The sequence below is a fragment of the Haloarcula sp. DT43 genome (assembly GCF_037078405.1).
Classification (GTDB): domain Archaea; phylum Halobacteriota; class Halobacteria; order Halobacteriales; family Haloarculaceae; genus Haloarcula; species Haloarcula brevis.
The window spans coordinates 1189024-1213695 of the sequence record NZ_JAYMGZ010000001.1 but is presented as its reverse complement, the minus strand read 5'-3'; the positions used below and the strand labels follow the sequence as shown (position 1 = coordinate 1213695).

Annotated in this window: 27 protein-coding genes and 1 tRNA gene; 17 read left to right on the top strand and 11 right to left on the bottom strand. The window is 67.1% G+C overall.

Going from position 1 to position 24672, the window contains the following annotated elements; genetic code table 11:
* Positions 1 to 40: 40 nt before the first annotated feature.
* From VI123_RS06545 to VI123_RS06515, 7 genes are all read left to right on the top strand, one after another.
* A complete protein-coding gene (locus VI123_RS06545) occupies positions 41 to 502 on the top strand; it encodes a NuoI/complex I 23 kDa subunit family protein (RefSeq protein ID WP_004518194.1) in 462 nt (153 codons plus the stop codon).
* Between the two features lie 264 nt (positions 503 to 766).
* The gene (locus VI123_RS06540) at positions 767 to 1036 is read left to right on the top strand and encodes an NADH-quinone oxidoreductase subunit J (RefSeq protein WP_336337224.1); all 270 of its coding nucleotides are present in this window, start codon (positions 767 to 769) and stop codon (positions 1034 to 1036) included.
* Entirely contained in the window at positions 1033 to 1431 is a 399-nt protein-coding gene (locus tag VI123_RS06535) for a proton-conducting membrane transporter (RefSeq protein ID WP_336337223.1), read from the top strand. Before VI123_RS06540 ends, VI123_RS06535 begins: the two co-directional genes overlap by 4 nt.
* A complete protein-coding gene (gene nuoK, locus VI123_RS06530; RefSeq protein ID WP_336337222.1) occupies positions 1428 to 1730 on the top strand; it encodes an NADH-quinone oxidoreductase subunit NuoK in 303 nt (100 codons plus the stop codon). Before VI123_RS06535 ends, nuoK begins: the two co-directional genes overlap by 4 nt.
* Positions 1731 to 1733: 3 nt before the next feature.
* Positions 1734 to 3830, top strand: a complete 2097-nt coding sequence (gene nuoL / locus VI123_RS06525) for an NADH-quinone oxidoreductase subunit L (protein WP_336337221.1) — start codon at positions 1734 to 1736, stop codon at positions 3828 to 3830.
* Positions 3831 to 5366, top strand: coding sequence for a complex I subunit 4 family protein (locus VI123_RS06520; protein WP_336337220.1), 1536 nt, complete (start codon positions 3831 to 3833; stop codon positions 5364 to 5366). It abuts the gene before it with no gap.
* Positions 5367 to 6917 carry an NADH-quinone oxidoreductase subunit N gene (locus tag VI123_RS06515; RefSeq protein ID WP_336337219.1) on the top strand — a complete coding sequence of 517 codons (1551 nt, stop codon included), beginning with the start codon at positions 5367 to 5369 and terminating at the stop codon, positions 6915 to 6917.
* A 7-nt stretch (positions 6918 to 6924) separates the two neighbouring features.
* Here VI123_RS06515 and VI123_RS06510 read toward each other — a convergent pair whose 3' ends face one another.
* A complete protein-coding gene (locus tag VI123_RS06510) occupies positions 6925 to 7872 on the bottom strand; it encodes an MBL fold metallo-hydrolase (RefSeq protein WP_336337218.1) in 948 nt (315 codons plus the stop codon).
* A 148-nt stretch (positions 7873 to 8020) separates the two neighbouring features.
* Between VI123_RS06510 and VI123_RS06505 the strand changes: the two genes are divergently transcribed.
* From VI123_RS06505 to VI123_RS06485, 5 genes are all read left to right on the top strand, one after another.
* Positions 8021 to 8290, top strand: a complete 270-nt coding sequence (locus VI123_RS06505; RefSeq protein ID WP_336337217.1) for a DUF7553 family protein — start codon at positions 8021 to 8023, stop codon at positions 8288 to 8290.
* Between the two features lie 48 nt (positions 8291 to 8338).
* Positions 8339 to 8413 (top strand) — tRNA-Val (locus tag VI123_RS06500).
* 186 nt (positions 8414 to 8599) lie between these two features.
* Positions 8600 to 9349 carry a pirin family protein gene (locus VI123_RS06495; RefSeq protein WP_336337216.1) on the top strand — a complete coding sequence of 250 codons (750 nt, stop codon included), beginning with the start codon at positions 8600 to 8602 and terminating at the stop codon, positions 9347 to 9349.
* A gap of 110 nt (positions 9350 to 9459) precedes the next feature.
* Complete coding sequence (locus VI123_RS06490; protein ID WP_336337215.1) at positions 9460 to 10020, top strand: NAD(P)/FAD-dependent oxidoreductase; 561 nt, start codon at positions 9460 to 9462, stop codon at positions 10018 to 10020.
* A gap of 94 nt (positions 10021 to 10114) precedes the next feature.
* Complete coding sequence (locus tag VI123_RS06485; RefSeq protein ID WP_407066979.1) at positions 10115 to 10525, top strand: DoxX family membrane protein; 411 nt, start codon at positions 10115 to 10117, stop codon at positions 10523 to 10525.
* Here the strand turns inward: VI123_RS06485 and VI123_RS06480 are convergent.
* The 5 genes from VI123_RS06480 to VI123_RS06460 all read right to left on the bottom strand — a co-directional run bounded on the left by VI123_RS06480 (position 10522) and on the right by VI123_RS06460 (position 14581).
* Positions 10522 to 11148 carry a TetR/AcrR family transcriptional regulator gene (locus VI123_RS06480; RefSeq protein WP_336337214.1) on the bottom strand — a complete coding sequence of 209 codons (627 nt, stop codon included), beginning with the start codon at positions 11146 to 11148 and terminating at the stop codon, positions 10522 to 10524. The two genes, VI123_RS06485 and VI123_RS06480, sit on opposite strands and share 4 nt — an antisense overlap.
* 83 nt (positions 11149 to 11231) lie before the next feature.
* Positions 11232 to 11579: a TRAM domain-containing protein gene (locus VI123_RS06475; RefSeq protein ID WP_336337213.1), complete on the bottom strand. Its 348-nt coding sequence runs from the start codon at positions 11577 to 11579 to the stop codon at positions 11232 to 11234.
* Positions 11580 to 11628: 49 nt separating this feature from the next.
* Complete coding sequence (locus VI123_RS06470) at positions 11629 to 12006, bottom strand: hypothetical protein (RefSeq protein ID WP_336337212.1); 378 nt, start codon at positions 12004 to 12006, stop codon at positions 11629 to 11631.
* Positions 12007 to 12054: 48 nt separating this feature from the next.
* Positions 12055 to 13296 carry a hypothetical protein gene (locus VI123_RS06465; protein ID WP_336337211.1) on the bottom strand — a complete coding sequence of 414 codons (1242 nt, stop codon included), beginning with the start codon at positions 13294 to 13296 and terminating at the stop codon, positions 12055 to 12057.
* 238 nt (positions 13297 to 13534) lie between these two features.
* Complete coding sequence (locus VI123_RS06460) at positions 13535 to 14581, bottom strand: phytoene/squalene synthase family protein (protein ID WP_336337210.1); 1047 nt, start codon at positions 14579 to 14581, stop codon at positions 13535 to 13537.
* A gap of 100 nt (positions 14582 to 14681) precedes the next feature.
* On the opposite strand from VI123_RS06460, the gene VI123_RS06455 reads away from it, so the two are divergent.
* A complete protein-coding gene (locus VI123_RS06455) occupies positions 14682 to 14948 on the top strand; it encodes a hypothetical protein (RefSeq protein WP_336337209.1) in 267 nt (88 codons plus the stop codon).
* Between the two features lie 117 nt (positions 14949 to 15065).
* Positions 15066 to 16391 carry a glycoside hydrolase family 68 protein gene (locus VI123_RS06450; protein WP_336337208.1) on the top strand — a complete coding sequence of 442 codons (1326 nt, stop codon included), beginning with the start codon at positions 15066 to 15068 and terminating at the stop codon, positions 16389 to 16391.
* A gap of 46 nt (positions 16392 to 16437) precedes the next feature.
* Here the strand turns inward: VI123_RS06450 and VI123_RS06445 are convergent, their stop codons facing one another.
* The 3 genes from VI123_RS06445 to VI123_RS06435 all read right to left on the bottom strand — a co-directional run bounded on the left by VI123_RS06445 (position 16438) and on the right by VI123_RS06435 (position 20596).
* Positions 16438 to 18549 (bottom strand): GH32 C-terminal domain-containing protein, encoded by a 2112-nt coding sequence (locus VI123_RS06445; protein WP_336337207.1) that lies wholly within the window; start codon positions 18547 to 18549, stop codon positions 16438 to 16440.
* Between the two features lie 217 nt (positions 18550 to 18766).
* On the bottom strand, positions 18767 to 18901 hold the full coding sequence (locus VI123_RS06440; protein WP_336337206.1) for a hypothetical protein: 135 nt from the start codon (positions 18899 to 18901) through the stop codon (positions 18767 to 18769).
* Positions 18902 to 19099: 198 nt separating this feature from the next.
* Complete coding sequence (locus VI123_RS06435) at positions 19100 to 20596, bottom strand: hypothetical protein (RefSeq protein ID WP_336337205.1); 1497 nt, start codon at positions 20594 to 20596, stop codon at positions 19100 to 19102.
* Between the two features lie 193 nt (positions 20597 to 20789).
* Here VI123_RS06435 and VI123_RS06430 point away from each other — a divergent pair, with 193 nt between their 5' ends.
* Positions 20790 to 20963 (top strand): hypothetical protein, encoded by a 174-nt coding sequence (locus VI123_RS06430; protein WP_336337204.1) that lies wholly within the window; start codon positions 20790 to 20792, stop codon positions 20961 to 20963.
* On the opposite strand, the gene VI123_RS06425 is transcribed toward VI123_RS06430, so the two are convergent.
* Together VI123_RS06425 and VI123_RS06420 are read right to left on the bottom strand one after the other, a co-directional pair.
* Positions 20960 to 22054: a hypothetical protein gene (locus VI123_RS06425; RefSeq protein ID WP_336337203.1), complete on the bottom strand. Its 1095-nt coding sequence runs from the start codon at positions 22052 to 22054 to the stop codon at positions 20960 to 20962. The genes VI123_RS06430 and VI123_RS06425 overlap by 4 nt on opposite strands.
* A gap of 131 nt (positions 22055 to 22185) precedes the next feature.
* Entirely contained in the window at positions 22186 to 22671 is a 486-nt protein-coding gene (locus VI123_RS06420; protein WP_336337202.1) for a FlaD/FlaE family flagellar protein, read from the bottom strand.
* A 173-nt stretch (positions 22672 to 22844) separates the two neighbouring features.
* Here VI123_RS06420 and VI123_RS06415 point away from each other — a divergent pair, with 173 nt between their 5' ends.
* Positions 22845 to 23747 (top strand): ParA family protein, encoded by a 903-nt coding sequence (locus VI123_RS06415; RefSeq protein ID WP_336337201.1) that lies wholly within the window; start codon positions 22845 to 22847, stop codon positions 23745 to 23747.
* On the top strand, positions 23744 to 24670 hold the full coding sequence (locus VI123_RS06410; protein WP_336337200.1) for a chemotaxis protein CheW: 927 nt from the start codon (positions 23744 to 23746) through the stop codon (positions 24668 to 24670). Before VI123_RS06415 ends, VI123_RS06410 begins: the two co-directional genes overlap by 4 nt.
* Positions 24671 to 24672 lie beyond the last annotated feature (2 nt).

Sequence of the window (24672 nt, the reverse complement as noted above, 5' to 3'; positions counted from 1 at the left end):
CCACACGTATCGACCCACGAGCGACCGGAGGTGACCTGTCATGATAGGAATCCTGAAATCAATGGCGACGACGATGAAACACGCCCTCGACGGGGAGACGTTCACGGTGGAGTACCCGGACGTCGCCCCCGAGGTGAGCCCCCGCTTCCGCGGCGTCCACAAGTGGAGCCAGGAGCGGTGTATCTGGTGTCGGCAGTGTGAGAACGTCTGCCCGAACAACACCATCCAGATCGTGATGGACGAGCAGCGCAACGGCGAGCAGTACAACCTCCACATCGGCCAGTGTATCTACTGCCGGCTGTGCGAGGAGGTCTGTCCGACCGACGCCATCCTGCTGACCCAGAACTTCGAGTTCACCGCGGACACGAAAGACGAGTTCGCCTACGACAAGGAACAGCTCAAGAACGTGCCGTGGTACAAGGACATCGACCCGCTGGAGTCCCGCGAACCGGACCGGGGCGCGTGGATCGGCGAGGGCGACGGCGAAGTCGACTACCAGTAACGTCTCGCGCGCTTTCCGGTTGTTCTCTGACGTGTGGCCGTTCCGGACAGTCGTTCCCGACCGACGGCCAGGTACCTTCGCAGCTCACGGTTCGAGGCCTGTGTGACCGTTCTCCCGGCAAGAACACCGCCTATTTTGGTAGGGGGTCGTCCATGCAGCGGGAGTGCCCCCGAAATCTGGGGGGTCATACCGGCAAACAGTGGCTCTACTGGCGAGACGAAAGAGGAATCTTCAAAGGGACGCCGCAAAGAGTCTCCAAGTAAGATGGCACTGGCAGAGTCAATCGCGTTCGCGCTGTTCGCTATGGTAACGGTGGGCAGCGCTGCGGGCGTCGTGTTAGTCCGGGACGTCTGGCACTCGGCGCTGTTACTGGGCGTGTCACTGGTCAGCGTCGCAGTGTTCTACGTCATGAACCAGGCGGCGTTCGTCGCAACCATGCAAATCCTGGTGTACGTCGGCGGCGTCCTCGTCCTCATCACCTTCGCGGTGATGCTGACTCGTGAGGACGAGTCGGTGATAGAGGTGGCACCATGACTACAAAGCCCGAACTACAGACCGAGGGGAGTTTCGTCGCGGGACTAGCCGCTGTTGGCCTGTTCGTCGTCCTCGGGGCCGTGTTTATCGGCGTCTCGTTTCCCGCCCCGGCGGGCTTCGGCGAAGGGGCGGCGATAACCAAGAGCCTCGGGGCGGCGCTGTTCGACATCGCCCCGGGCGCGATAATGGACGAAGGCGAGACGGCCGTCCCCGGCGAGGGCTTCCTCATCGTCTTCGAGATTATCGACATCGTGCTGGTGGCCGCACTCGTCGGGGCCGTCATGCTCGCCCGGCGGGAAGTCGCCGGCGAGTCGGTGACACTCGGCGTGGAGACGACGGAGGATGAGGACGTGGCCGTTGCCGCCGACGGCGGCCAGGGGGGTGAGGACGCGTGATTCCGGCCGAGACGTACCTCCTGCTTTCGGCGGCCGTGTTCTGTATCGGCCTGTTCGGCATCCTCACCCGGCGGAACGCGCTCGTCTTCCTGATGTCCGTCGAGCTGATGCTGAACGCTGCGAACATCAACCTCGTCGCGTTCTCGCTGCAACACGGGAACCTCACCGGCCAGGTGTTCGCGCTGTTCGGGATGGCGCTCGCCGCCGCCGAGGTCGCCATCGGCATCGGCATCATCCTGGTCCTGTACCGCAACTTCACAGACGTGGACGTGACGAAGGCGACGACGATGAGGTGGTAACAGATGGCTGCATTCACATACGCTCCGGCGATTGTCCTGCTGCCGTTCGTATCGTTCCTCGTCGCGCTGTTCGCCGGCGAGCGCATGCCGAAAGGCGGCGCGCTCGCCGGGATTACCGCGACGGGCGGATCGCTCCTGCTGTCGATATGGGTCGCGCTGACGGTGGCTGGCGGCGACGTCCACAACGAGATACTGTACACGTGGACCGCGAGCGTCGAGTCGCTCCGACTGAACTTCGGTCTCCTGTTGGACCCGCTGTCGGCGCTCATGCTGCTTATCGTCTGTCTCATCTCGTTCCTCGTCCACATCTTCTCGCTTGGATACATGAACGACGAGGGCGAGACCGGGCTCCCCCGGTACTACGCCGGCCTCGGCCTGTTCACGGCGAGCATGCTCGGGTTCGTCGTCGCCAACAACCTCCTGATGGCGTTCATGTTCTTCGAGCTTGTGGGCCTGTGTTCGTACCTGCTCATCGGCTTCTGGTTCCGCGAGGACGGCCCGCCCAGCGCCGCCAAGAAGGCGTTCCTGGTCACCCGCTTCGGTGACTACTTCTTCCTCATCGGCGTCGTCGGCATCTTCGCCACCTTCGGGACCGGCCTGTTCGCCCCGATAACGCAGGGGGGCGAGGTGGTCGCCGAGAGCTTCCCGATGCTGGCCGAACACGCCGTCGTCGACGGCGAGACCGAAGGCATCGCGATGCTGGAGACGGTCGGCATGGGCGCGCAGGCCTGGTTCACGGTGCTTGGCCTGCTCGTGCTGGGCGGCGTCATCGGCAAGTCCGCCCAGTTCCCGCTGCACACCTGGCTCCCGGACGCGATGGAAGGTCCGACGCCCGTCTCCGCGCTCATCCACGCGGCGACGATGGTCGCGGCCGGCGTCTACCTCGTCGCGCGGATGTACGGCTTCTACGCCATCTCGCCGACGGCGCTCGCGGTCATCGCGCTCGTGGGCGGCTTCACGGCCCTGTTCGCGGCGACGATGGGGCTCGTGAAACAGGAAATCAAGCAGGTGCTCGCCTACTCCACCATCTCCCAGTACGGGTACATGATGCTCGCGCTGGGGTCGGGCGGCTACATCGCCGCGGTCTTCCACCTGACTACTCACGCCGTGTTCAAGGCGCTGCTGTTCCTCGGCGCGGGGTCGGTCATCATCGCCATGCACCACAACGAGAACATGTGGGACATGGGCGGCCTGAAAGACCGGATGCCGGTGACCTACTGGACGTTCCTCGCCGGGTCGCTGGCGCTCGCCGGCATCGTTCCCTTCGCCGGCTTCTGGTCGAAAGACGAAGTGCTGTACGAGGCGCTCATCCACGGGTTCGGTACCGAGGGTGGCCTCGGGACGGCCTACCTCCTCGCGTACGCGATGGGGCTGCTGGCCGTGTTCTTCACCGGCTTCTACACCTTCCGGATGGTCTACCTGACCTTCCACGGCGACGCGCGCTCGGACACGGCACGGGACCCCGTGCCCGTCCGCTGGAACGTCAAGGGGCCGCTGACGGTGCTCGGTATCCTCGCTACGACCATCGGGTTCATCAACATGGCCCCGGTCGCGAAGCTCACCGGCGCACCCATCGACTACCTCCACAAGTGGCTGACCGGTCCGGAGGAGGGCGGCTGGCCCGCGCTCCTCTCGACGGACCTGCACCACTACGAGGAACTGCTCCACAACGTGCCCCACGTCGACCCGGCCTACCCGCTGGGCGGTGAAACCGGCACGCTGCTGGTCTCGGCGGGCGTCTCGCTCGGGCTGGCACTCGCCGGCGTGCTCTTCGCGCGGAGCCTCTATGCCGGTGCCGACCCGGTTGAGCATACCGACAAGCTCGGCGGTCTGAAGACGCTACTCATGCACAACTACTACCAGGACGAATATCAGGTGTGGCTCGCGACGGGTGTCACCTACCCGCTCGCCCGTGCGATGAACAAGTTCGACCAGGGCGTCGTCGACGGTGTCGTCAACGGCGTCTCCAGCGTGAGCCTGTTCGGCGGCAGCCGCATCCGACGCATCCAGTCCGGCGTCGTCAGCAACTACGCGGCGCTGCTGACGCTCGGGCTCGTGCTCTTGCTTGCCGCCTTCGGCGTCATGGGAGGGTGGTTCTAGATGTGGGTCGCCGCACTCCTGCTCGTGACCCTGCTGGGAACCGGGCTCGTGTTCCTCTCGCCCGACCGGTACGCCGGGAAGCTCGCGGCCGGCATCAGCGCGATTCCGGCCGTCGGCAGCCTCTACATGTACTGGGTGTACCTCACGCAGTACGGCGGCACGGGCAACGCCCTGCTGTCGCCGGCCGACATCGCGTTCGGCCAGCAGATTCCCTGGCTCACGCTGGGTGAACTGCAGGTGTCGTACTACGTCGGCCTCGACGGCATCAGCATGCCGCTGCTCGCGCTGACGACGGTTCTGACGACGCTCGCCATCGTCTCGGCGTGGACGCCCATCGACGAGCGCCAGTCCCAGTTCTACGGGCTAATGCTGTTCATGGAGGTGAGCCTCATCGGCGTGTTCTCGGCGCTCGACTTCTTCCTGTGGTTCGTCTTCTGGGAGGGCGTGCTCATCCCGATGTACCTGCTCATCGGCGTCTGGGGCGGCCCGCGTCGGAAGTACGCCGCCATCAAGTTCTTCGTGTACACGAACGTGGCGTCGCTGATAATGTTCGCGGGCCTATTCGCGCTCGTGTTCAGCACCGACCTCACGTCGCTGTCCCTGCCCGCGATGGCCGAGGCGTTCCGGACCGCCAGCGGCCTGCCGACCATCGCCGGCGTCAACCTGATGACCATCTCCTTTATCCTGATGTTCTTCGGGTTCGCGGTGAAGGTGCCAGTCTTCCCGCTGCACACGTGGCTGCCCGACGCACACGTCGAGGCCCCGACGCCGGTGTCGGTCATGCTGGCCGGCGTCCTCCTGAAGATGGGGACCTACGCGCTGCTGCGGTTCAACTTCACGATGCTCGCGGACACGGCGCGGGCGCTCGCGGTGCCGCTGGCCATCGTCGGTGTCGTCAGCGTCATCTACGGCGCGATGCTCGCGCTGGCCCAGCGTGACCTCAAGCGCATCGTCGCCTACTCCTCCATCTCGTCGATGGGGTACGTCATCCTGGGGCTGGTCGCGTTCACGCCCTACGGCATGGGCGGGGCGACCTTCCAGATGATAGCACACGGCCTCATCTCGGGGCTGATGTTCATGACCGTCGGCGTCATCTACAACACGACGCACACGCGGATGGTCGGCGACATGTCCGGCCTCGCGGACCGCATGCCCTGGACGGTCGGCATCTTCGTTGCCGCCGCCTTCGGCTACATGGGCCTGCCGCTGATGGCCGGCTTCGCCGGGGAGTACTTCATCTTCCAGGGCTCGTTCGACGCGCCGACGCTCGGCGGGGCCGCGCCGGTGCTGACCTCGCTTGCGATGTTCGGCATCGTCATCGTCGCCGGCTACCTGCTGTGGGCCATGCAGCGCACGCTGTTCGGGACCTTCAGCCTGGAGACCGACTACGAGGTCAGCCCGGCCGCGTTCCACGACGTCGCGCCGCTTGCCGTGTTGCTCCTGCTGGTCATCGCACTCGGCGTCGCGCCGGACCTCTCCTTCGCCATGATACAGGACTCGATTTCACCGGTTCTCGATATCGGAGGTGGTGCATAGATGGTCGCACTTCCCGACTGGATGGCGCTGGCCCCGGCGCTCTCGCTGGGTCTCGCCGCCCTGGCGTTGCTCCTGTCTGACTCGGTCAACCCGGACACGACGAACACGAAGGCGCTGGCCGGTATCTCGGTCGTCGGCTCCCTGCTCTCCTTCGGGTTCGCCGGCTGGTTCATCACCGCCGGGACCGGGATGGTCAACGACACCGGCGTCGCGCTGTTCAACAACCAGCTCGTCGTCGACCAGATGGCCCTGTTCTTCATGGCGATCGTCGGCAGCGTCACGACGCTGGTCGTGCTCGCGAGCTACGATTACGTCGCCGAACACAGCTACCAGGCCGAGTTCTTCGCGCTGGTGCTGCTGTCGGCGACCGGGATGAGCCTCCTGAGCGCGGCCAACGGCCTGGCGTCGGCCTTCGTCGCGCTGGAACTGGTGTCGCTGCCGTCCTACGCGCTGGTCGCCTTCCTCAAGGAGAACAAGGGCAGCGTCGAGGCCGGGCTGAAGTACTTCCTCATCGGCGCGGTGTCGTCTGCGGTGCTGGCCTACGGCATCTCGCTGGTGTACGCCGCGACGGGCGTCCTCCGGTTCGACGGCGTCGCGACGGCCATTTCGAGCGGAACCGTCCAGACCATCGTCGACGGGTCGGTCCAGGCCCAGTCCGGTGAGCCGACCGTCCCGATGGCCGTCCTCGGGGTCGGCATCCTGATGATAATCGGCGGCGTCGCGTTCAAGACCGCCTCCGTGCCGTTCCACTTCTGGGCACCCGATGCCTACGAGGGCGCGCCGGCACCGATTTCGGCGTTCCTCTCCTCGGCGTCGAAGGCCGCCGGCTTCGTGCTGGCGTTCCGCGTCTTCGCCGTCGCCTTCCCCATCGGTGACCTGCTTGCGGCCGGTGGCGCGATAAACTGGGTGATGGCGTTCCAGATACTGGCCATCGCGACGATGTTCATCGGGAACTTCGCCGCCGCGACCCAGGAGACGGTCAAGCGGATGCTGGCCTACTCCAGCGTCGGCCACGCCGGCTACGTCCTCATCGGCCTCGCCGCCGTCTCCGGCTCCGGCGAGGGGCTGAGCCTCAGCCTGAGCGCCGGGATGTCCCACCTGCTCGTCTACGGCTTCATGAACACGGGCGCGTTCCTGTTCATCGCGCTGGCCGAGTACTGGGGCGTCGGCCGCCGCTTCGAGGACTACAACGGCCTGGGCAGGGAAGCGCCGGTCGCCTGCGCGGCGATGACGGTGTTCCTGTTCAGCCTCGCAGGCCTGCCCATCGGCGGCGGGTTCTTCTCGAAGTTCTACCTGTTCTCGGCGACGCTCAACGTCGGCGCGTGGTCGCTGGCCGCCGCGCTCATCATCAACAGCGCGCTCAGCCTGTTCTACTACTCCCGCGTCGTCAAGGCGATGTGGATAGAGGAGCCGACGGGCAACCGGACCATCGAGTCGTACCCGATGGGGCTGTACACCGCCGTGGTGGGGGCCGCCATCGTGACGGTGCTGCTCGTCCCCGGTTTCAACCGCGTCTCCGAAATCGCGTTCCAGGCCGCGCAGTTGCTGTAACTCGCGGCTACGCCGACTCGTAGACGAACACGCCGCCGCTTGACCGTTTTTCGACGCAACCGTCGACTTCGAGCACGTCCAGGTGCCCGACGGCCTCGCTCATCCCGGCGAAGTACTCGGTGGCCGGCAGGTCGCCGAACAGCGCCGTCATCACGTCGCTTGGCGTCGTCGCGCCACCGGCGACGATGTCGGCGACCTCCGCAGTGCGCCGGTCGTGTTCGTCGAGAATCGCGTCGATGCGTTCCTGTGGGGACTCGACCGGCTCGCGGTGGCCGGTGAGAAAGCGGTCGTGACCCTGCTCGCGGAGCCACCGCAGGGAGTCGTTGAACGCCGGCAACACCCGCGGACGCATCCCGCTGTCGTCGGGGAGCTGGAGGAACGGGTTCGGCGTGATGTCGCCGAGCACGTTGTCGCCGACGAGCGCCTCCCGCCGGCCCTGGACGTCGTACGAGAAGATAATCTCGCCGGCGGAGTGGCCCTGCACGCTGTCGACGACGAGTTCGGTGTCGTCGACGGTGACGGTGTCACCGGGACCCAGCGCGCGGTCGGTGTCGACGCTCTGGGCGTAGGGCAGGAACGCCTCCGGCAACTGCGTGACCGTCTCGGCCGTCTCGCGCGAGACGCCACACCGCTCGAAGAAGTCCGCGAAGTACGACTGCTCGGCGTGCAGTTGCGCCGCGAAGTCGTGCATGATGTCCGCCGCCGGTTCGCTGGCGAGGACGCGCGCGCCCTGCTCGGCGAACCGGTTCGCCATGCCGAAGTGGTCCGGATGGGGATGTGTCACGAGCACCTGCTCGATGTCGCCCGGTGCGAGTTCGCGGGCTTCGAGCGCCTCGACCAGGCGCGACCACGCTTCCTCGCTGTCGGGTCCCGGGTCGACGATGGTTCGTCTGGCGATGTAGGCGTTGACAGCCCCGACCTGGAACGGCGTCGGAATCGACACCCTCGTGAACATGTCTCCCCGTTGCGGGTCCCGGCGCAAAACAGTTCGTACCCGCGGGACACGTTTACTACTGTGGACGAACGCCGTCCCGCGATATGCCGCGCTTCCACACCGTGTTTCGGGCACAAGAGATATATTCGTCCTTCGCGTAGGGACAGATATGAACAAACACTTCGAAGATGCGCGGTACTACCTGAAACGCGCCGGTGAGACGGCCACCAGAGGCGTCAAAGAAGAACTCGAACCGGTCGAGGAGCGGTTCCGCGAACTCACCGGGAAGGAGGAAGAGCCCGAACCCAGCCGGCTGGAGGCCGTCAAGTCCGACCTGAAGGAGCTACAGGAGAAAGCCGAGGGCGAGGCCGAGGAGGCGATTGCCGACGCCCGCCAGAAAATCGGGGATTACCGCGGCAAGAACGAGACGGAAGCGTAGACGGAAAGCAATTCTTAAGGGACGGGCTCGAATAGAGTCGAGTGCGTCGGGTTGGTGATCTAGTCCGGTTATGATACCTCCTTCACACGGAGGAAGTCGGCGGTTCGAATCCGCCCCAACCCATCCGTTCGCTTCACACTTTTGAAGGAGAGTATCCGACTCCCCGAACCAGGTCTGCCATAGCGTCCGTTGACGCGTATCCCGACCGGCCGCCGCGTGGACTGTCGGATATCTGCCAGCGATTGCGCCGCACACAGACGTGCCGAGGCGTACCCGGCCGCTTTTACCGCTCGGTAAACTATGGGGAGTATGACCAGCAGCGAGTCCCACGCGTCGACCGACGGCCCCGTCGCCGGGGAGACGGTCCGCCACGGGACGGGTGTGAATTCGAACCGCGCGTTCCCGACGGAGGGGTATCCGCACAACCTCGACCCGTTCGTCCTGTTCGAGCAGTTCTACATCGACCCCGACGAGGGGTTCCCGATGCACCCACACCGCGGCTTCGAGATAGTCTCGTACATGATTGAGGGCGGCATGGAACACGAGGACTCGCTCGGGGTCACGAACACCGCCTACGAGAACGACGCGATGCGAATCACGACCGGGAGCGGGATACGCCACTCCGAATTCCCCGCGGACGGACGGGCCTGTACGGGCCTCCAGCTCTGGGTGAATCTGCCGCGGGCGGAGAAGGAGGTCGACCCGGACTACGTCGACGCGAGGGCGGCGGAACTGCCGACGGCGGAACGGGACGGCGCGACGGTCACGACGGTCGTCGGCGACGGCTCGCCCATCAGCCTCCACACGCCGATGGAATACCTGGACGTGACCGTCGCCGACGCGTGGACGTGGTCGGTGCCCGACGAATGGGCCGGATTCGTCTACGGCGTCGACGGCAGCGGGACGGCCGAGGGGCGGCCCTTCGCCGCCGGTGACGTCCTGCCGGTCACCGACGCGCGGTCGGTGACGCTGCGGAGCGACGAGTCCCTCCGGGTCGTCGCCGTCTCGGGCCGCCCGCACGGGGAGCCGATTCGACAGCGCGGCCCGTTCGTCCTGTGAGGGCCGCCGTGCCGGTAACTCGCTGACGGCCGACCGCCAGTGTCCGTTCCGCACTGGCCGCGTTTTACCAAATGGTAAGACTCTTTTGCGGGCGACCCGTGCCGTGACATATGGCAGATGTAGCAGTCGTCGGCGGCGGCCCCGCCGGACTGAGTGCGGCACAGTACGCTGCGAAGAACGACCTCGAAACGATTGCCTTCGACACGGACGAGTCCTGGATGCACAAGGCGCACCTGTTCAACTACCCCGCCGTGCGGTCCATCAGCGGCGAGGAGTTCCTCACTATCGCCCGCGGGCAGGCCCGCGACCGGGGCGCGACGCTCCACGAGACTGCGGTCACCGGCATCGAGCAGACCGACGACGGGTTCGTCCTGACGACGGACGGGGACGAGTACACCGCGGCGTACGTCGTCCTGGCGACCGGCGGCGACCGGAGCCTCGCCGAGGATCTCGGCTGTGCGTTCACCGACGAGGACGTCGTCGACGTGACCGTCGACATGGAGACGTCCGTCGAGAACGTCTACGCGACGGGCGCGATGGGGCGAGCCGAGAAGTGGCAGGCGGTCATCGCGGCCGGCGACGGCGCGGCCGCCGTGCTCGACATCCTCTCGAAGGAGAAAGGCGAGTACTACCACGACTTCGACATGCCGTCGGACGTACCGGAACTCTGAGCACGCGGTCAGAATACACTCTCACAATGAATCCCACAGTTACCCCGAGTAGTACCGTTGCAAGCTACCGCGAAGCCTGGAGGGTGAGCGCCTGATGGCCGAAATCGACGTCGTGTTGCTCGTCATCGGCCGCGTGCTCTTCGGTGGCGTGCTCGCGTTCACCGGGCTGAGCCACTTCACTCAGACCGAGCAGATGGCCGGCTACGCCGAGTACAAGGGCCTCCCGGCACCGAGGTTCTCCGTCCTCGCGTCCGGCGGCCTCCTCATCCTCGGCGGCCTCGGCGTGACCGTGGGCGTCTTCCCGGTCGTCGCGGCGGTCGCCCTCGCGGCGTTCCTCGTCGTCTCCGCGGTGACGATGCACGACTTCTGGGCCGTGCCGGACGAGGACCGACAGGACGAACTGAACAGCTTCCTGAAGAACGTGACGCTCGCGGGCGGCGCGCTCGTCGTCGCGGCGTCCGCGACCGGGACGTGGGCGCTTAGCGTCGGTATCAGTCCCGTCTAGGGCTTGCCGGCGTCCGCGGGGTACAGCGAGTCGAGAACGAAGTCGTTGACGGCGCGTTTGGCCTCCTCGGGCGCGTCTTCGTGACCGAGGGCGATACGCCGGCCCCGGGCGGCGTGAATCACGTCGGTGACGAGCTGGCCCATCAGGTCGGCGTCGACGTCGCGGAACGTGCCCTGTTCTATCCCGTCTTCGATGACCGTGACGATGCTGTCCCGGAGCCGGTCGTAGTGTTCGTTGAACAGCGCCCGGTGCTCGTCGTCGTTTTGCGCGTAGGCGTACAGTTCGTGGTACACCTGCATCCGGTCCCAGTGGGAGAAGTCCTCGAACTCCGGGCCAAACAGGCACCGGTCGATGCGCACGTCGAGTTCCGAGCGGGGGTCGGTCTCGTCGTCGACCTCGACGCTGCCCTCGTACTGGTCGATGATGTACGCCAGGAACGAGGAGATGAGGTCGTACTTGCCGTCGAAGTGGTAGTGAATCACCTGCCGGGACATGTCCATCTCCTCGCCGATGTCGCGGACCCGCAGGTCCTTGTACCCGTGCTTGCTCAGCGCTCGGAAGGTGGCCTCCATGATGACCTCACGGGTGTCCTGTGGCGTACTCTGCCCGTCCGATTCGCTCATGGCTACACCCTTAGCGCGGTGGACACATATCGGTTTCTCACTCCGGACCGAACGGGCACGCGTCCCGTCCGACCGCGGCTCGCTCACGCCCGCTCGACGAACCGGGCGTCGGCGGACGTGTGGTCGCGGTTGAACGACAGCACCTTCGCCCGGATGACGTCGCCGGCCGACACCGACGACGGCACGTCCTCGGTGAACAGGACGAACCCCTCTACCTTCCCGACGGCGACGCGGTCGCCGGAGTGGTGATCGGTGAACTCGGTGACGCCGAACTCGTAGGTCTCGCCGAGTTCGACCGGCGGGTCCCGCTCCTGTGCGGCCTCGTGGGCGCGCTTCGACGCGCTGCTGGACGAGCGGCGGGTAATCGCAACCGCGAGGGCGATGCCGACGGCGAGAGCGGCCCCGCCGGCGGCGAGCCAGATGGGTTCCATGCATGGGGTTGCGGGACGACGGCTTAAGACCTTTCAGAGTCCGCAGCGCTCACAGCCCGAGGCGGTCCAGGAGGCCGCCCCCGGAGTCGTCGGTCCCGCCCTCTGGAGTCCACTCCGTCGGGAGTTCGGCCGCCAGCGACGCGACCTCGTCGTCGGTGTACCTGGGGTCCGTCGTCGCATCGTCGAGCCAGCCGGCCCACTCCTCGGCCGTCATCCGGCCCTCGGAGTCGACCTCCCACTGGTCGACGAGCGCCTCGCGGTCGCGGAACGGGATGTCCATGCCGCTGTCGCCCCAGTACAGCGGGGAGAGCGCGAACTCGTGGGTGTCGTCGTCGAGCCAGACGAGCCGGTAGGGGTAGTCGTTGTAGCAGAACACGTCGTCGGGCGAGACGACGTCGCCGTTGGGGAGCTCCAGGGTCCGGGCCATCGCGCTACCGTAGGGGCTACCGACGCTTCAGCGTTGTGCGCGAGACCGCTACGCGAGCGGGTCACACAGCGCCCACTCGTCGGTCTCCGGGTCGAGGTTCGACGGCTCCGCGCCGCGCTCGGTCACGACGCCGGCGTGGTAGTACATCGCCTTCAGCTGGAACACGGTCGGGGAGTGGTAGACGCCGCCGTCCGCGAGTTCCGGGCGGCGGAGGTCGCCGTCGCCGGTCAGCACCCGCTGGCGGACGGCCTCGTCGCCGCGGAGGAACAGCTCGACGGTGAACTCGGGGTGGAGCGCGTGGAGGTACTCGACGAACTCGACGAGCGACGGGGCGTCGTAGCCGTCCCGGTGACAGGCGTAGAGCCCGTCCACGAGGAGTTCGGTGGCCGGGTACTCCGAGACGACCCGGCGGACGAGCTGCCCCCACTGTGGCGCGACGTCGACGAACCGCTTGCGGGAGCGCTGCCAGTCCTCGAACCGTCGGAGGGCGGCGTCGAGGTCCCCGTCCGTCCGGAGCGCGAACCGGACGACCTCCCGACCGAGCGGCGTCAGCGCGGGCGAGCCCTGGCCGGGCTCGACCAGGTTCAGGAACGCTGCGCCCCCGAGAGCGCCCTCGACGGCCCCGACGACGTGGGAGGAAAGCAGCGCCCGCGTGTCGCCGTCGTGGTAGACGGCCAGCGGCACCGCGACGTAGTTCTTGGGATGGTTGAGCCCGAAGCTCTGGTCGGCGACGCCCTGAGCGCCCGCCTGGAACCGGATGGCCGAAGCGGCGTCCATCGACCCGTGGCCGACCACGCGAGGCCGTTCGAGGACCGAGACCGAGCCGTCGGGGGCGACGCCAAGCACCCCGACGTTCAGCTCGCGGGCCATCGTCCGCGCGGCGGTGGAGATGCCGCCCCGGGGCGCGGTCAGGAAGGCGACGTTGGCTTCGTTGAGCCGGTCGTGGGCCTGGACGACCCCGCGCTCGGCGTCGACGGTCCCGTCGCCGGTGTACCCCTTCGCCTCGACGGCGACCAGCGGCGGCCGGTCGCCGAGCCGGTCCACGGACACCAGGTCCGTCGAGAGCGTCTGCACGCCCACGAGGTCGGGGTAGCCGGTGCCGACCCGGACGTGGTTGAACGGGGCGAGCGTCGCCTGCACGGACGCCTCGATGGTCGTGTCGTCCAGCCACCGCCGCTGTGCGAACTGCGTGTCCGCGACGACGTAGGCGTCCTCGCGGTCCGCGAACAGCCGGTCTTTCGTCCTGGCGAGTACCTGTGGCTCGGAGAGCCCCGACGCCGCTGTGGCCATAGGCCGCGTTCACACAGGGCGGCCATGAGTGTTCTGTCCCCGCCACGTCGCTTGGCGTTGTCGGCCGGCCAGCGCCGCGGCCGCGACGCTTGCGACGAGCGGGCCGAAGCTCTGGTGGCTCAGAGAAATCGTCCGGGAGTACGACACGCGAGGGGAAGCCAAAAGTAGAGCGGGGCACGGTCGCGCGTCCAGCGAGGAGTCGCAACCGACCGCGAAGTGGGAATGTCTCTGTGAGGTCTCAGTACTGGTGGAGCGGCTGCCGGCGTATCTTGGCCCGCAGTTCCCCGATAGCGGGGTCGTCCTCGCCGCCGAACTGCTGTGTCACGGAGTGGACCTCCTCGCGGGAAATCTTGACGTTGCCCTGCTCGATGACGTCGGCGGGCCGCTCCCGGAGTTCCCGAATAGTGCCGACGGCGAGCAGGAACGGAATCGCCCACGCCGAGAGCGTGTTGCCGCGGGTCTCGGGCATGGCTTCGAGCCACGCCTGCGCGTCGTCGAGGTACCCCTCCGCTCGCTCGGTGACCTGCTCGATGACCGGGACCAGCGCATCGACGTTGTCGGTGTCGCTCACGTCGCTGTGGTCCAGTCCCTGCTCGTGGAGCAGTTCCAGCGGGAGGTAGACGTTGTTCTCCTCTTCCATGTCCGTCGCGGCGTCCTTGGCGACGTTGACCAGTTGGAGCAGGAGGGCAAACGACCGGGCGTTGTCCTCCATCTGGACAACCTGCTCGTCGGTGGCCTCGTGAGAGACCAGGCCGGTCACGAGCGTGCCGACGGTGCCGGCGGCGTACCAGCAGTACTCTTCGAGTTCGTCGAGGGTCTTGATTCGGAGTCCGCCGGCGTCGGCGTAGCGGTCGACGAACATCGCCATCCCGTCGACGAGCTCCCGGACCGGGCCGCGAATCGTCTGTGTGGAGTGGGAATCGAGCGCGTGAAACACGTCGACGATGCGGTCGGCGTTCTCGACGACCTCCCAGTCAGCGTTCGTCGTCGTGGGAATCCACTCCTCGACGGCGTCGTGGAACGACGACACGGTCGTCCCGCTCGACGGTTCGAGCGAGCGGCTGTACGTCTGCAGGAGTTCCGTCTGCACCGCGGGAGGGAGGTGACCGGCGTCCTCGATTGTGTCGGCCACACGGCAGAGAAGATAGCCCAGACAGATGTCCCGGGCCATCGGTTCGTTGAGTTCCGAAATCGTGAGACTAAACGTCCGCGACACACGATGGACGGCATCGTAGCACCACTCGATGTCTTCCGAAGACGACCGGTCTGTGTGGTTCTGAGACATTCCCGACATCCGGGGTAGGGCATACGATGATAAAAATGGGACGGCTACAGTGTCGTCCCGAGCCGGCCTTTCGACAGACTCAGGAGTGTCCACTCCTAACGTGGCGTATGAACGGCCAAGCGACGGGGAGGGCGCGACCGTGAACAGTCAGGACGCAGTGGTGCTGGCGCTGACGGTCGTCCTCGTGGTCGTCCTCCCCGGCCTCGCGAACTGGGGGTTCAGCACGCTCGGGTACCCCTGGGTCGGGAGCGCCGCCTGGGCGCTGGGGTACGGCCTCGGCGTCGTCTTCATCTGGTACGAATGGGTCCGCCCCATCGACATCACCGGCCCCGAAGGCGTCAGCCGGAGCGACGACTCGGGCGAGTAGTCTGCCGGTGCCCGGGCCTCGCTCCAGCGCCGTCCCGCACGTGTTTCGAATTTTTCATACAACACCCGTAGTACCCACCTGACAACATTTATAGCCGTGGTCGGCCCAACGTGGGGTATGACAGACGAGACACGCGGCGAGAGTCGTCCCGGAACGAGGGCTCGCGCCGGCTGGACGCGCGAGCAGGCGCGTCGCATCGAGCGGACCGACGACACCGTCGCCCCAATCGTCTACCCGCCCGCGACCGACCAGGTCCCGGAGGTCCACATCTGGGACACCTGGTTCCTCCGCGAGCGCGACGGCACGCTCGCTTCGGTCGACGGCTACCGGGTCTGTTTCTCGCTGACGGCCCCGTCGGACCTGCTGCCCGGCAAGCGCCACGACGTGGCGACCATCCGCTGTTTCTACTCCGAGGACGGCCGCACCTGGCACAACGCCGGCCCGGTGTTCGAGGCGGCCCTGGGCCAGCGCCAGTGGGCCGGGTCGGCGCTGTACGACGATGACGGCAGCGTCTATCTCTACTACACCGCCGCCGGCGAGGAGGGGAGCGAGGACCTGACCTACACGCAGCGCATCGTCGGCGCGAGCGGCGGGCGAATCGACACCGACGACGGGTTCGACCTCTCGGGACCGTGGACCCATCACGAACTGCTCACTCCGGACGGCGACCGCTACGAGCGCGAGGAGCAGTCCCGGGGGATGATATACACCTTCCGCGACCCGTGGTTCTTCGAGGACCCCGCGACGGGCGAGACGTGGCTCCTGTTCGAGGCGAACACGCCGGTCCCCGAGGGTAGCGACGCCTGCGGCGGTGACGCCGCACTCCAGGAGTTCAACGGGAGCGTGGGCCTCGCCCGCTCGCCGACGGGCGACCCGCTGGAGTGGGAACTCGAAGACCCGCTGCTTGACGCCGTGGGCGTCAATCAGGAACTCGAACGCCCCCACGTCGTGTACCGTGACGGCCTGTACTACCTGTTCGTCTCCAGCCACCTCCACACCTTCGCGCCGGGCCTGGACGGGTTCGACGCGCTGTACGGCTTCGTCGCCGAGGAGTTGCGGGGCGAGTACGTCCCGCTGAACGACTCCGGGCTGGTCGCCACGAACCCCGCGAACGCGCCGTTCCAGTCGTACTCGTGGATGGCCTTCCCCCACGGCGAGGAGGTGCTGGTCCAGAGCTTCTTCAACTACTACGACTTCGACGGCGAGACGCTGGACGAAATCGCCCACCTGCCCGAGTCCGAGCAGATGCGCCGGTTCGGCGGCTCGCTCGGCCCGACGCTCAGACTCGACGTGGAGGGGAGCCGGACGCGAATCCTCGGCGCGCTGGGTCACTGGCACATCCCGCTGGACGGCGAGGAACTGCCGCCGACCGACCGCGAACTGATTCGGCGCGGGAACCGCGCCGACACCGGGAGCTACGGCGCGCGGACGGGGACCGAGTGAAAGAACGGACGCAGCGACGCGTTCGCTGACGTCCGGCCGCGGCTGTTTACCAGGCGGCGTCCAGTTCCCAGACGTCGAGCGACGCGACGGTCGCGCGCCCGCCCTCGGCCGACAGCGAGATTCCGGTCGCGTCCTCGCGGGTCGGATACACCCGGCTGGTCAGGCAGTGGCGTTCGTTGGCGAACACCTCGACGACGCTCCCGTCGACGAAGACGCGCAGCGACAGCGGCGCGTCGTAGGGCCGGACCCGCATCGACTGGGTGTCGCCGGTGGCCTGGGGGTCGGTGCTGGAGGCCGACCGGTCGACCGCGAGTTCGCTCTCGTAGGAGTACCGGACCGGCGTCCGCTCCTCGCCGTCCGGCGATTCGAGGACGGACAGCTCCACGGCCTCGGCGTCCTCCAGCCGAACGGTGGCGCGAAGCTCGAACGACCGGCTCTCGACCGGCAGCCGCTCCGTGTCGCCGGGGCCGAGGCGCAGGGCGTCGTAGCCGGTGTTCTCGCCCCGTAGCGCGGTGAGTTCCGGGGCCGGCCGCTGGCAGAGGCCGCCGTCGTCGGCCAGGGACAGTTCGCGGGGCAGCGACATCGCGCCGGACCAGCCGGCGTCCCACTGCCCGCTCACGTCGCGGGCCTCGGGGAGCCACCCCCATGTCAGGATGCGGCCGTCGTCGGTCCACATCGACTGCGGGGCGTAGAAGTCGCCGTGGTCGAGCTTGTCGCGGCGGTCGACCTCGAACTCGCCGTCGGCGTAGGTGCCCAGAAAGTACACCACGTCCTCGTAGTTCGAGACGTGGAGGAGCTGGCGGTCGCCGAAGTCGAGCAGCTCCGGGCACTCCCAGACGGTGCCGGCGGTGTCGCGGTCGCCGGTCAGAATCGGGCCGCGATACGCCCAGTTCCGGAGGTCCGAGGACTCGTACAGCAGCGCCGCGCCGCCGCCGCCCTCCATGCCGGCCCCGATGAGCTGATACCAGGTGCCGTCCTCGCGCCAGACGCAGTGGTCCCGGAACTCCCCTTCCCAGTCCTCCGTGCGGAGCACCTCCGGTTCGGCCGGCAACTCCTCGATGATGGGGTTGTCCGGGTCCTTGTCCCAGGCCGTGAGTCCGTCGTCCGCGGCGGTGGCGATACAGGGGAGCTGGCGCTTGTCCCGACCGCCGGTGTACAGCACGGTCGGGACGCCGCCGTCGTCGACCGCACACCCGGACCAGCAGCCGTCCCGGTCGGGCCCGTCGGGCGATGGCGTGAGTGCGACGGGGCGGTCCTCCCAGTGGACGAGGTCGTCGCTGACGGCGTGGCCCCAGTGGATGGTGTTGTGGAACGGGCCGACGGGGTTGTACTGGTAGAACAGGTGGTAGCGGCCGTTCCAGTGGATGAGCCCGTTCGGGTCGTTGAGCCAGTTCGCCGGCGGGGTGACGTGGTAGGACGGCCGGGACGGGTCGTCGTCGAGGCGCTCGCGCAACTGGCCGAACGTGTCGACGTCCTTCGGGCGGCCGGTCAGCGGATGCCGCTCGTCCGTCGCCAGGAACGCCAGCGCGTTCCGGACGAGCGTCTCGCGGTTGCCCCGACACACGTCGTGGGTCGGCTGGGCGAACGCCACCGAGGAGCCGACGCCGAGGACCTGTCCGTCGCCGGGCTCCCAGGAGATGACCGTCATCCCCTTGACCACGTCGGTGTCGCCCCGGACCGTGCTAGCGAGCACGTCACCGGACTGGGGCGCGATGGACTCGTACCGCGCGTAGGGAATCGTCACGCCGGGACCGCGAGTGTGGACGCGCAGGGTGTCGTAGTCCGCGTGAATCGGGTGGTCGGCGTACAGGGACTGCCAGAGGTGGCCGGTCGGCTCCGGAATCTCCTCCCAGCCGGTGGCGTCGGGCGCGACCGCCTCGAAGCCGAGCGGTTCGACGGCCGAGAGCGCGCTCAGCGTCAACAGGAGCGAGCCGCCCTCGCGGACGTACGCGGCCAGCGCCGGCGCGTCTTCCAGCGCGCGCTCGTCGAACAGTTCGTCCCGATGCCACCAGAGCACGTCGTACTCGGTGGGCTCGACGGCCGAGAGCGCACACCGCTCCGCGCCGTCGACTACCTCCCGACACCAGTCGTACGCCGCCGCCTGCTCGTCCGTACAGGAACCGGCGTAGAGACAGCCGACGCGTGGCGAATCTGCCATTGCCCCGTTATCTCCGCCTGAAATATAAAAACATTCGGCAATCGTTTCTGAACGGACGTGCACGCTCTTGTGGCTTCCGTCGCCGAAGTGTCCGGGCCCGGCGGTCTCCGGCGGGCCGTCAGCACGGGCCGATGGCGGTGTCCGAGAATGGAGCGGTCACTCGACAGAGTGGTGGCTGCGAGCGAGACTGTCGGAGAAACGGAACCGGCGGGCGGAACTAGTGGACGCGGGCGTTGCGGGCCTGGGCCTTCCAGTCGATGACGGTCTCGTGGCAACTGGGGCAGACGAACTCGGTGAGTTTCGTCGTCTGGTCGTTGTACGACATCCGTGTGCCACAGTTGGTGCAGTCCATTATAATTGTATATACTTCACTAAAGAATATAAACTTTCTCCCGCCCATAGTCGGGGTCGGCCGGGAGACGGTCTGTAACGGCCGAATTGTGGGTTTCATTCACATGGTGCAGTGTATCTAGGTCTGTCCTCGCGACGGAGCCGCCGCTGGCGAGGTTCCAGTGCGCGAACGGTCGCTGTAGGTGCGACGCTGGCGTGACTACGACCCGCCGTGGCCGGTCGGGTCGATTTTCGGGTCGGCGTCGTCGATGCCGCCCTCGGCGTCCGCGAGGTCGGCGGTGTCGGCCGGCGACAGCGAGCGGTCGTCGGTGGCCGGCAGGTCCACGTCCGGCACCGGCTCGGTCTCGTCGAAGCGTTCGTCCACGTCGACGCGCTCGCCGCCGAGCCTGGCCTCCGTCCGCGAGAGTCGCTGTTCGACGGCGTCGAGTTCCGCCTCCAGGTGGTCGGTGGCGTCCGGGTAACAGTCCCGCGCGGCCGCCAGGGCCGTCTCGAACGCTGCCCGTGCCGCCTCGTACTCCTCCAGGGCGACGTCGGGCTGGCCGGCGTCGGCGTACCAGTCCCCGGCCTCCATCGCGTCCGTGGCGACGGTCCGCCGGGCGGCGACGAGGTTCTCCGCGACGGCCCCCAGCCGGTCGCGGACCTTCTCGGGGTCGCCGGCGAATCGCCGCTCGTCTGCGCCCCAGTCGAGTTCGAGGACCTCGCGGTAGGCGTCGAGCGCCTCGGCCCAGTGGTCGGCGGCGACGGCGGGGTCCTCCGCCGCGACGGCCTCGTTGTCGGCCGCGACCGCGGTGCGGAGCGGCGACCGTTCGAGGTCCGCGACGACGTCGTCCAGTCGCTCGCGTTCCTCGCGGACGTCGGCGAGGTCGGGGACGGACTCGCTCGGGAGCGAGACGATGGCGTCGTACTCCGACCGCGCCGCGTCGTAGGCCTCGTAGGCCGCTTCGAAGTCGTTGTCCCGCCAGCGTTGCTCGCCGGTGTCGACCGCCCGCCGGGCGCGACTGCGCCGAACCTCGGTGAGTGTCGCGGCGTGGCGCTCCCGGACGGTCCTGACGCGGCCTTCGAGCGCGTTCGCGTCCCCGGGCGGGCCAAACTCGGCGGCCGTCTCGCCGGCCGTGTCGAGGCGGTCCCCGGCCTCCTGAGCCGTCTCCAGCGCCCCCTCGTGGTCCCCCTGGTCGCGCTGTTCGGTCGCCGTGACGAGCATCCGCTTGACCTCGTCGAGGATGTTCTCGACGCGAACCCACGCCTGCGACGCGTGCGAGAGGTACGCGGTCAGGTCGACGAGGCCCTGTTTGCCGCAGTGGACCCGCCACTCCGTGTCGCCACACCGCCGAAACGTGACCCGGCCGTGCCCCAGCGACCTGTCGCTGGCTATCTGGTCGAGGTCGACGTGCGGGACGGAAAACCGCGTATCGCCGTCGGCGTCGCCCACCAGCACCAGGAACCGCTTGTCCGTCACGACCCCTATCATGCGATAGTTGCGTCCCGGCTGGACCGTCTCGCCGGCGTCCGGCGGACCGATTTCGACGCCGTGCTTGCGGCTGGTGAGAACGAACTGCGGCGTCTCGTCGTCGTCGACGGCCGCCAGCGCCGGGCCGTCGTGGAGATACCCCGACGAGAGGAGCCCCCCCGGACCGGTCCCGGTGAGGAGGTCGGGCGGGTCGCCCTCGCAATTATTCAAGTTGATAATTTTTCCCATTATCGGGTTAGAATACGTCTTAGGCCTTGATATTCACTTATCTATTCTGATACCGACGCCGTAAATTAATACGATTCTCGGGTGTATCGACCCGACAGTCCCCGGTCGGGCCACGGTCTCGTGCCGGGCCGTCCGCCGGCCGGCAGACGGCCGTCTGACTTGGCTTTAGGTATCATGTGCCCGAACGCGACGTATGGCACGGAGCCGTCTCGGAGAGCGGAGCCCACAGGGTGGTCTCTCGACCGACGCGACCAGCCTCGGCATCGACACCGACGTGTTCGAACTGCTATCGACCGGTCGGGGCCACAGGATGGCGCGACCGGAGCCGAGAATCGAGCGGTGGCTGAACTGCTGGCGGAACCCCTAGTTGGTCTCGACGAGCCGCGCCGCGATGCGCTGTGCGCCGATGGTCGGCGCGACGTCCGGTTCGTCGGCGGCGATGACCTCAATGTCGCGGTTCAGTTCCGCGCTGAGGCGCTCCTCGAACTCGTCGACGATGCCGGGGATACAAGCCATGCCGCCGGTGAGGGCGATGGGTCGGTCCAGCGCGAGCTGGTACACCTTCATGTAGTCGTTGGCCAGTTCCGGCAGGAACGTGTTCGCCAGTTCGTCGACGGCGTCGTCAAGGTACTCGTCGAGGGCGTCCATCACCGAGCGCTCGATGGTGAACTCGTGCGAGCCGCCGCCGGGCTGCTGGATGATGTCCGTGAACGGCTCGAAGTCGACGAAATCGGCGTGTTCCTCCTTGTACTCGCGGGCGGTCTGGGTGTCGATGTTGACTCGGCCCTGAGTCTCTTCCTCGACGTAGTTCGCTATCATGCGGTCGACCTCGTTGCCGGTCACCGCGCCCGTCGTGAACGGGGAGAGCTGTTCGCCCCGGCGGTAGGCGGAGGCTTCGAGGTTCGTCGACCCCATGTTGACGGCGACGAATATCTCGTCGATGGCTTCGAGGTCGTCGCCGAAGGCCGGGATAGAGCCACATAGCGACTCGGGGTAGCTCTCGACCAGGTCCAGCCCGATAGGGGAGTTCTCGATGACGTCTCGGAGGTTCTCCAGCCCGGTCGGGTTGTCGATGGTCGGGATGGCGTAGACGACGCCGCTGTGTTCCGGGATGTCGTGTTCCTCGATTATCGCCTCGAAGAACGTCTTGGTCATCTCGGCCCGGTCGGCGTCCTCGGGCAGTCCCGACCGGAGCATGTACTGGACGCGGTCCGGGTACTCCCGGGCCGCCTCCTCGCCGTAGAGGACCTTCTCCTCGCCGGTCAGGGCATCCTCGTAGGTCGCCATGCACGTCAGCGTCTTGATAATCCGGTTCTCCGTGCCGTGTTCGCCCGGCAGGGCAATGACGGTCCGGGTGCTCCCGAGCTTGACCCCGACCGGAACAGCGGCAGCGCCGCTTGACGACACACCGGCGTCCGATTCGGACCCGGTGTCGTCGTCCGCATCCTCGTCACTCATGTACGGTCGTCCTTGTCGACCGCCCGCTATATATCCTCTCCCTAGTATTCATGTCTGATAGCCGTCCCCTCGGGCAGTCGATACGGACGGCCGGCGCTGTCAGGGATTCGGAGCGGGCGAGTAAGAGGGGGTTACGTCATCGCGGTGAGCTTCGCGACGTAGACGAGACTCAGCATGTGGTCGTCGACGCTCAGTTCGTTGTCGTCGTTGGTCGCGGACTCGTCGATGCCGAGCAGGTAGTCCGAGAGGTCGTCCTGGACGGCCTCGGTTATCCAGTCGATAGAGCGGTAGTAGTCGAGCGCTTCGTCGGCCCCCTGGTAGCCGGAGTGCATCAGCAGGAACTCCAGCCACTCGAAGACGACGAACTCCGCGGCGTACGTCTCTGGCAGGGTTTCGAGGTAGGGCTTCTCCTGGGCCTCGCCACCGAGGAACGGCAGGAGTTCGCGGTACAGCCCGGAGCGGAAGGAACTCCCCGCGAGCACTTCTTCGTCGTCGCCGTCCAGTCCCATATCCAGGTTCGTCGGGTCCGGGACCTCCTCGTCGCCCATCCCGTTCCCCCGCTGGCGAGCCATCTTCCGTAGCTCGTCGAGGTCGTAGTCGCGCGGGTTGATGGTCATGATACTGACCCTTCAATCTACACAATCATAAATCTTGCACACCGTCTGACGGCCGTCATGCACGCGTTCACGGGCGTTTCCCGCTCTGCCGCGTGCCGTCCCCCAGTTGCGGCGTTGATAATCGGGACCACATTTTTATAGTGACTCGGGGTCGACCTGTGGATACTTCGACGATGAGCCGGCAATCAGAAACCGGTCCAGCCCGCTTCTGCGTGACCAACGCGAAAGGCGGGACCGGAAAGACGACGGTTGCTATCAACGTAGCCGGTGCACTGAACGACCGCGGCCGGGACGTCCTCTTCATCGACCTCGACCCCCAGGGCAACGCGACGGAGGGCGTCGGTCTGGTCGAGGCCTACGACGCCGACCCGCCGACGCTGTTCGACGCGCTGACCGGCGACCCGTCGGCGCTGGGCGACCTCATCTGTGAGGGCGAGGAGATGGACGTGGTTCCGTCGAGCATCGACATGCTCCAGGCCGAACACGAACTGACCATCGCGGACCTCCTCGCCCGGGCCAACACCCAGGGCGGGGACGTCGACCGGGACGCGCTGGCCTCGTTTGCCATCAACGTCACGCCGGAGATGGTCACCGGGTCACACGCGCTCGATACGCTCGACCGGGCGCTGTCGACGGTCGAGGCCGACTACGACTACGTCATCATCGACTGCCCGCCGTTCTACGGGAAACTGACGGACACGGGCATGTACGCCGCACAGAACGTCCTCGTTCCCGCACTGACTGAGGCCACCTCCGAGCGGGCCATCGAACTGCTGATGGACCAGATGGCCGCGATGGAGCGCGGGACCGACGCGTCGATAACCACGCTCGGGGTCGTCGCCAACCGCGTCGAGACCACCTCCGAGGACGAGACGATGCTCGAGTGGTTCAACATGGCGTTCCCGGACAGCCCGGTCTGGGAGGTCCGCAAGCGCGTGGCGCTCCAGCGGGCGTTCAGCGCCGGCCAGTCTATCTTCGCGGCCGAGGAACCGTGTGACATGGCGGCTGTCTTCGAGGACATCGCCGCGGAACTCGACGAGCAGTTCGGCTTTACCGACACAGAGGTACCAGCATGAGTGACGACGAACGCATGGACAGGGCGGAGCGCATCCGGCAGATGCGCGAGGGGAACAAGGCGGAAAGTACCGACGACGCCGAGGAAGCGGGCGACGCCTCCGCGGACGGGGCCGGTGAACCACCGGAGAGCGAGGAGCCGGCGACCGAGACCGCCGACACCGACGACGTGGCCGCCGACGGACAGACGGCCGAGAGCGACGAGGCTGACTCGGACGCCGGCGACGACACCGCCGACGCGATGGCCGCCGCACAGCGGGCGGCCGAGGCCTCCGAGCAGGTGGCCGGTGACACCGACTCGGACGCCGACGCTGTCGACCAGCCGACCGACGACCTCTCGGCGTCGGCCAACCCGATGCAGGGGCCGACCGGCGTCGAACTGCCCGACCAGGAACTCATCGAGGAGGCGATGGAAGGGAGCGACGCGGCGACGACCGAGGGCGGCGCTCGCGCCGCGGCGGTCGACGACGAGTCCACACAGACCGAAGAGCTGGTCCGGGTGCTCGAGTTCGCGCTCGGCGACGAGTACTACTGTCTCGACATCGACTACGTCGAGGAAATCGTCAAACGTGACACGGTCACCCGCGTTCCCAACACCGACGACTACGTCGATGGCGTCGTCGACCTGCGGGGCCAGATTACGACGATTCTGGACCCCAAGGAGATGATGGACATCGACAGCGAGGGCACGCAGAACCTCATCGTCGTCTTCGACGCCGACGTGTTCGAGGAGCAAGGCGCGATGGGCTGGATAGTCGACGAGGTCCGACAGGTCGTCCCCGTCGCCGAGTCGGAGGTCAACTCCGCGCCGGTCGACGGCGAGTACATCAACGGCGTCGTCGACCGCGAGGACGAAGACGAGTTCGTCATCTGGATAGAGCCCGACGACGTGCTCGGGAGCGCGACCGACGGCGACGAGGACTGACT